Source organism: Bradyrhizobium sp. (assembly GCF_050014615.1).
Classification (GTDB): domain Bacteria; phylum Pseudomonadota; class Alphaproteobacteria; order Rhizobiales; family Xanthobacteraceae; genus Bradyrhizobium.
Genome location: NZ_JBEKCZ010000258.1, coordinates 1 through 6,798, shown reverse-complemented (window position 1 = coordinate 6,798; position 6,798 = coordinate 1). Strand labels below are relative to the sequence as shown.

The following is a 6,798-nucleotide window of genomic DNA, read 5'->3' as shown; positions in this document are numbered from 1 at the left end:
TTATCCGATTTTGGCGCCGACGTCATCAAGGTCGAGCCGCCAGCGGGCGACCTTTGGAGAAGGGCGCATAAGATCCCGCCGCAACCGCAAGCGAATGATGCCTATCCCTGGCACCTGGCCAATCGCAACAAGCGCGGCATGGCGCTCGATCTGAAATCGCCCAGCGCTCCGCAGGTTCTCGAACGGCTCGTCAAATGGACTGACGTGCTCATCGTCAATACACCGCACCCCGCGCGCAAGCGATTGAACCTCGAATATGACGATGTGGTGCGGTGGAACCCGCGGCTAATCTACGCGGACCTAACTGGTTTCGGGGAAAAAGGACCGGACGCCAATCTTCCAGGATTCGATATCACGTCGTACTGGGCGCGTAGCGGTCTGTTGTCGATGACGCGCGACCTTGGGGCGCCCCCGACCTGGCCTGTGGCGGGTAGCGGTGACAATGCGACCGCCGTCGGCTTGTATTCAGCGATCGTCACGGCACTGTATCGTCGCGAGCGTACTGGTAAAGGATCGTATGTCACGACATCTCTCCTCGCTGAAGGTGTCTGGGCCGCAAGCGTTTCGATCCAGGCCGCGCTGTGCGAGGCAAAGTTTTTCGGGCTGCACGATCGAAAGAATCCCGCAAATGCAGCGATGAATGTGTATCGGGCCTCCGATGAGACTTGGTTCGTTCTGATCGTCACATCAGACAAGTTGAGCGCGGTGGCGAAAGCGCTTGGCCGTGTGGATCTCCTGACGGATCCACGGTTTTCCGATCCGACGAAGCTGATGCAGAACATGCCGGAGCTGACCGCAATTCTCGACGAAATTTTCAGCGCGAAGCCTATGGCGCATTGGTACGAAGTATTCAGTGGCGTCCACGTCACTTTTGGCGCGGTCCGCGGGACCCAGGAAGTCATCAACGATCCGCAGTTGCGGCTTAATGACATCATCGTTCCGCTCGAAGGCGCGGGCGGCAAGCTGACCTCGACGATCAGTAGTCCCATTCAGGTGCATGGCGTCACTAAAGTAGCTGCAAGGGGCGCTCCGGAAATTGGAGAACACAATGAAGAGGTTCTCAAACAACTAGGATTCAGCATGGACGAAATCGACGGCTTGCACGCGACCGGCGCCGTGCCAAAATCACAGGGACGTATGCCCGCGGGGTGACGATCTCGAATGCGCGCTCTCTCGGAGAGAACTTGGTTACTAAGCAAGAGGAGAAAATATGACTGAGTTGCAGGCAACCAAATCAGAACGTGCGTCTGGCGGCAAAGCTGCGGTCGGCCGATTGTTTGTTCTCGAACTGAGCGGTGGCCGTATTCATACGATGAACACGGACGGCTCCGATCGCAAGACGATCGTGAGCGATTGCAGAAACTGCGATGGCATCGTGGTCGACGTTGAAGCGGGTCATATTTACTGGACCAACATGGGCGTTCCCAGCCTGAACGACGGTTCCGTCGAACGCGCCGACATCGACGGAAAAAATCGCAAGGTCATCATTCCCGAAGGCGGTACATTCACGCCGAAGCAGATCCATCTCGATAAAAAAAACGGCAAGCTTTATTGGTGTGATCGCGAGGGAATGCGGGTTATGCGTGCCAATCTCGACGGTTCGAAAATTGAGACACTCGTTGAGACTGGCCGTGGTGACGCTGATCGCCACGACCAGACGAAATGGTGCGTTGGAATCACCATCGACCCGCAGCGCGAACAAATCTACTGGTCGCAAAAAGGTCCGGACAATGCCGGACTAGGCCGCATCTCCAGTACAAACACCGAAATACCAAGGGGTGAAACTGCGACCAATCGCACCGATATCGAAGTTTTGTTTGACGGTCTGCCGGAGCCGATTGATCTCGAGCTCGATGAAAGAAATCGCGTCTTATATTGGACCGATCGAGGAGACCCTCCTCGTGGCAATACCGTAAATCGCACACCGATCGATGTGAAGCCTAAGTCAGGGGACATGCCGGAGATTGTGCTGACGCATCTGATGGAGGGGATTGGCATTGCTCTGGATGTTCCAGGCAACCGGATGTTCGTAACCGATTTTGCGGGATCGATTTATTCCGCCAGGCTCGACGGGTCACAGTCACGAAACTTTCTCTACGCGCAGGGAAATCTCACCGGCATCGCATACGCCGAACTCTGAGTTCTGAAATCCGAAATCAAATCAAAGGAGCGCTTATCATGTCCAACAACAAGCCTATCAGCCGCGTCGCCGTTATTGGTACGGGCGTAGTCGGCGCAAGCTGGACGGCTCTGTTTCTGGCGAAGGGCCTGCAGGTTATGGCGACGGATGTAGCCCCCAATGCGGAGGCCTCGCTGAGGCGCTTCGTCGACGCGGCCTGGCCGGCTCTGAGAAGGTTGGGCTTCGCGCCTGGTGCGTCACAATCGAACCTGACGTTTACGGCTGACCTTTCGGCGGCGGTAAAGGGCGCAGACTTTATTCAGGAGAATGGGCCCGAGCGGATCGATTTCAAGAAGAAGCTCTATGGCCAACTCGACGAGCTGTCGCAACCAGACGTAATTATCGCATCGAGCTCGTCGGGCCTTACCATGAGCGAAATTCAAACGGGTTGTACGTCACATCCCGAGCGCTGTGTCATAGGACATCCCTTCCATCCACCCCACTTGATCCCACTAGTCGAGATCGTCGGTGGCGCAAAGACCTCGGAAGACGCGCTTCAGCGCGCGACGGAGTTCTATACGGCGATCGGGAAACGGGCAGTTCGCCTTCACAAGGAAGTACCCGGCCATGTCGCCAACCGTCTGCAGGCCGCTTTGGGGCGGGAGGTGTACCACCTTGTTTCCGAAGGCGTCGTCAGCGTAGCGGACGTAGACGCTGCGTTGAGTTGGGGGCCGGGCCTGCGTTGGGGCATCATGGGGCAAGTCCTTCTTAACCACCTCGGCGGCGGCCAAGGGGGCATCGAGCATTTTTTCCAGCAGTTCACGGGTCCGATGACAGCGTGGTGGAAGGTTCTCGGGTCGCCCGTATTGACACCCGAAGTCCAACAGATGCTCACCGACGGCGTCCACGCGGAGGTTGGATCTCGCTCCATTGATGAGTTGGAGGCAGAGCGAGACGAGGTACTGCTGGGACTTCTCGAACTTCGTGCCCAGGCAGAGAACAGGTCCGCGGGACGAAAATCAGCGGCTCGCGTCGGCTAGAAAGACTTGAGGTCTATCGAATGGTCGTTTCCGCAGCGGCGTCAATTTGGTCCTAGTCTAAGTCTCGTCGATGCAGACGATGGCTCGATCCGCTCGCGTCCGTTCGCCGCTCATCTCTGCTGGTCGGTTTCGAACAAAGTGAATCGTTTTAGGAAAGAGGAGCGACGGGTATGGTAGCAGAATCGACGACACACCATCGATGTGTGGCAAACGGCATCAAGTTCCACTATGCCGAGGCTGGTGAGGGGCCGCCGGTCGTCCTCCTGCATGGCTTTCCTGAAACCTCCTATGCTTGGCGATATCAGATCGAGGCGCTGAAGACGCGCTACCGGTTGATCGTGCCGGACCTCCGTGGGTACGGTGCGACCGATAAAGCGCCCACCGGCTACGACAAGCGCACTATGGCAAATGACATTCGGGCACTGATGTCGGAGCTCGGCATCGAGCGCGCGGCAATCGTCGCCCACGATCGCGGAGCCCGGGTCGGCCTGCGACTTGCCAAGGATCATCCCGATGTCGTTGCCCGCTTTGCGGCGCTGGATAACATTCCGACACGCCTACTCTTTGGGATGATGAATGCCAAGGTCGCGCAGGCGAGTTGGTTCTTCTTGTTCCAGGGCGTTCGGGATTTGCCCGAAGCGCTCATCCAAGGTCGGGAAGAGCTCTGGCTGCGCTATATCCTGACCAGTTGGACCTATGACCCGGGAGCTCTCAGCGACGCCGACATCGCCGCCTATGTCCACGCCTATGCCCAACCGGGCGGGCTGCGCGGCGCATTCGAGGACTATCGGGCCTGGCGAGAGGACATCGCTCAGGATGAAGAAGACAAGGACGTCAAACTTCGCTGTCCGACCCTCGCTTTGTGGGGAGCCGAGTTCGAGGCGGCGAAAATGGTCGACATGGCCGAGATCTGGCGCGGCCTCGCCGAGGACCTCACCACGGCGCCGATTGCTTTGGCGGGACACCTCCCGCACGAGGAGCGGCCGGTAGAAGTCAACGTGGCGCTCGAGGCCTTTCTGGCCCCATGGAAGGGCTGATTGGCAGGCTCGTATTCGAATGAGCGGGCAGCCCTCTGATGGTTTTTATGCGCAAGACGAGGACGTAGCGCGCACCTGGCGCAGAGCAAATCAAATATCCGACTGGGAGCGTATCATGACCGAGACGGCTGCACATTTTATCGCTGCGACGCTAGAGAAGGTCGGCGTAAAGCGCATCTACGGCGTCGTCGGCGACTCGCTCAACGGCTTCACCGACGCATTGCGGGAGCGAGGCAAAATCGAATGGGTGCATGTCCGGCACGAGGAGACCGCGGCATTCGCAGCCGGCGCGGAGGCGCAACTGACCGGCGAACTGACTGTCTGCGCCGGGAGCTGCGGACCAGGAAATCTGCATCTGATCAACGGCCTGTTCGACTGCCACCGCAGCAGAGCGCCGGTCCTCGCGATAGCGGCGCACATCCCGAGCACCGAGATCGGCACCGATTATTTCCAGGCGACCCATCCGGAGATACTCTTCAAGGAATGCAGCCACTACGTCGAACTGGTCTCGAACCCGAGCCTCGTCCCCCAAATCCTGGAGCGCGCGATGCGCATCGCTATCGCGAAGAAGGGCGTGGCCATCGTAGTTATTCCGGGGGACGTCGCGTTGAAACCCCTGAAGGCGTCGCTACCGGCCTGGATCGCGCCGGAACAACCCGACCTCCGTCCCAATCCTGACGAATTGCTGCGTCTCGCCGATATCCTCAACGGTGCCAGCCGCGTGACGATGCTATGTGGAGCCGGCTGTGCCGGCGCCCACGCGGAGGTGCTGGCGCTTGCCGGCAAGCTCAAGGCGCCGATCGTTCACGCTTTGCGGGGAAAGGAGCACGTCGAATACGACAACCCCTACGACGTCGGCATGACGGGTTTTATCGGCTTCTCGTCCGGCTACGCTGCCATGAAGCAGTGCGATGTGCTCCTGATGCTGGGGACGGATTTTCCCTATCGGCAATTCTATCCGGAACATGCACGCATCGTTCAGGTCGACATCCGGCCCGAAGCATTGGGCAATCGATGCCAACTGACCCTCGGCCTGCTGGGCGATGTCCGGCAAACGCTGCTGGCGCTTGAGCCGCATCTCGTCGAGAAGACCGACAGCAGATACCTTGACAAAGCGGTGGCGCACTACAAAAAGGCCCGCCAGAGTCTTGACGCGCTTGCCGAGAGCGGTCCGAACAGCACGGTCATTCATCCGCAATATGTTACGCGATTGGTGAGCGAACTCGCGACCGACGACGCTGTTTTCACTTGTGACGTCGGCACGCCCACGGTCTGGGCAGCGCGATACCTCAAGATGAACGGACAGCGGCGGCTGCTCGGATCATTCAACCACGGTTCTATGGCCAATGCCTTGTTGCAGGCGATCGGTGTCCAAGCTGCATTTCCGGAGCGGCAGGTTATCTCCCTCTCAGGCGATGGCGGCTTCAGTATGATGATGGGCGATTTCATAACGCTGACGCAGAACGGTCTACCGATAAAGGTCGTGGTGCTCAACAACGGCACCCTCGGCTTCGTCGAGATGGAAATGAAGGCGAACGGTTTCCTTGATACCGGATGCGATCTCAAGAACCCGAACTTTGCGGCCATGGCGGAAGCAATGGGCATCAAAGGTATTCGCGTCGAGCAACCGCAGAACCTCCGGGCAGCGCTGACGGAAGCCCTCGGTCATGACGGCCCTGCTCTTATCGATATCGTCAGCGCCCGTCAGGAGTTGGTCATGCCACCCAAGCCAACGCTCGAGCAGGCTCACCACTTCGGACTGTTCATGATCAAGGCGGTCTTGAATGGTCGCGCCAACGAGCTGGTAGATCTCGCGAAAGTCAACCTAACACGATAACGGCGCGTGGTGAGCGCCTGGTGAGCACCAAGATCCGACAATGGTTTTTCAGCAAAAAGTCAGAGAGCTATGATGAGCAAGAGGTCGATTCGGTGGTTGATCGGAGTGATTGTGATTGCCGCGTTTGGCACGATGCTTTGGCTTGCGACGAGGCCGCCGCCGCTGACGATCCAGGGAGAAGTTTCGGCAGATCGGGTCGACATCAGCCCACGGGTAGCTGCGCGGATCGTCACGTTGAAGGCGGACGTCGGCGACAGCGTAGAGCGCGGAGCGGTGCTGGCCGAACTCGACAGTCCGCAGTTGGTGGCCGCGCGGCTTGCGGCGTGGGCCGCCTTGGCGGTTGCCAGGGCCAATCTGGATCAAATCAACAGTATTCGTCCTGAAAATGTTGCGTCGCGCAAGGCTGACCTTGAATCTTCGAAGGCCGATGAGACGCTCAATCAGGAAACCTACGATCGGCAGACTCAGTTAGCCCGCACGGGCAACACGCCGCAGGCGAGCGTTGATAATGCTACCCGCAACCTGCAGATGGCTATCCGCAGACGCGAGTCCGCGGAGGCGGCACTGCAACTTACGATCGAGGGTGCCAGCAAAGAGGAGCGTGCGCTTGCGGCCGCGCAGGTGAAGCAGGCAGAAGCTACGTTGAGTCAACGTGACGTTGACGTGACCGAATTTGTCATTCGTTCCCCGATCACCGGCCAGGTCACGACACGGGTCGCCGCGCTCGGCGAGAATTTCAGCGCAGGAGCGCCGCTTTTCTCGATG

The 6,798-nt window shown here is 58.8% G+C and carries 6 protein-coding genes; all 6 read left to right on the top strand.

What is annotated here, in order from left to right; translation table 11 throughout:
- Positions 1-1,152, top strand: a 1,152-nt coding sequence (locus ABR948_RS27130) for a CaiB/BaiF CoA transferase family protein (protein WP_428123959.1), incomplete at its 5' end; no start/stop codon positions are given.
- Between the two features lie 58 nt (positions 1,153-1,210).
- Complete coding sequence (locus ABR948_RS27125) at positions 1,211-2,140, top strand: DUF5050 domain-containing protein (protein ID WP_428123957.1); 930 nt, start codon at positions 1,211-1,213, stop codon at positions 2,138-2,140.
- A 38-nt stretch (positions 2,141-2,178) separates the two neighbouring features.
- The gene (locus ABR948_RS27120; protein ID WP_428123954.1) at positions 2,179-3,159 is read left to right on the top strand and encodes a 3-hydroxyacyl-CoA dehydrogenase NAD-binding domain-containing protein; all 981 of its coding nucleotides are present in this window, start codon (positions 2,179-2,181) and stop codon (positions 3,157-3,159) included.
- A gap of 170 nt (positions 3,160-3,329) precedes the next feature.
- Positions 3,330-4,196: an alpha/beta fold hydrolase gene (locus ABR948_RS27115; protein ID WP_428123951.1), complete on the top strand. Its 867-nt coding sequence runs from the start codon at positions 3,330-3,332 to the stop codon at positions 4,194-4,196.
- Positions 4,197-4,308: 112 nt separating this feature from the next.
- Positions 4,309-6,033, top strand: coding sequence for a ubiquinone-dependent pyruvate dehydrogenase (gene poxB, locus ABR948_RS27110; protein ID WP_428123962.1), 1,725 nt, complete (start codon positions 4,309-4,311; stop codon positions 6,031-6,033).
- A 72-nt stretch (positions 6,034-6,105) separates the two neighbouring features.
- The coding region (locus ABR948_RS27105; protein ID WP_428123948.1) for an HlyD family secretion protein at positions 6,106-6,798 on the top strand (693 nt) is incomplete at its 3' end.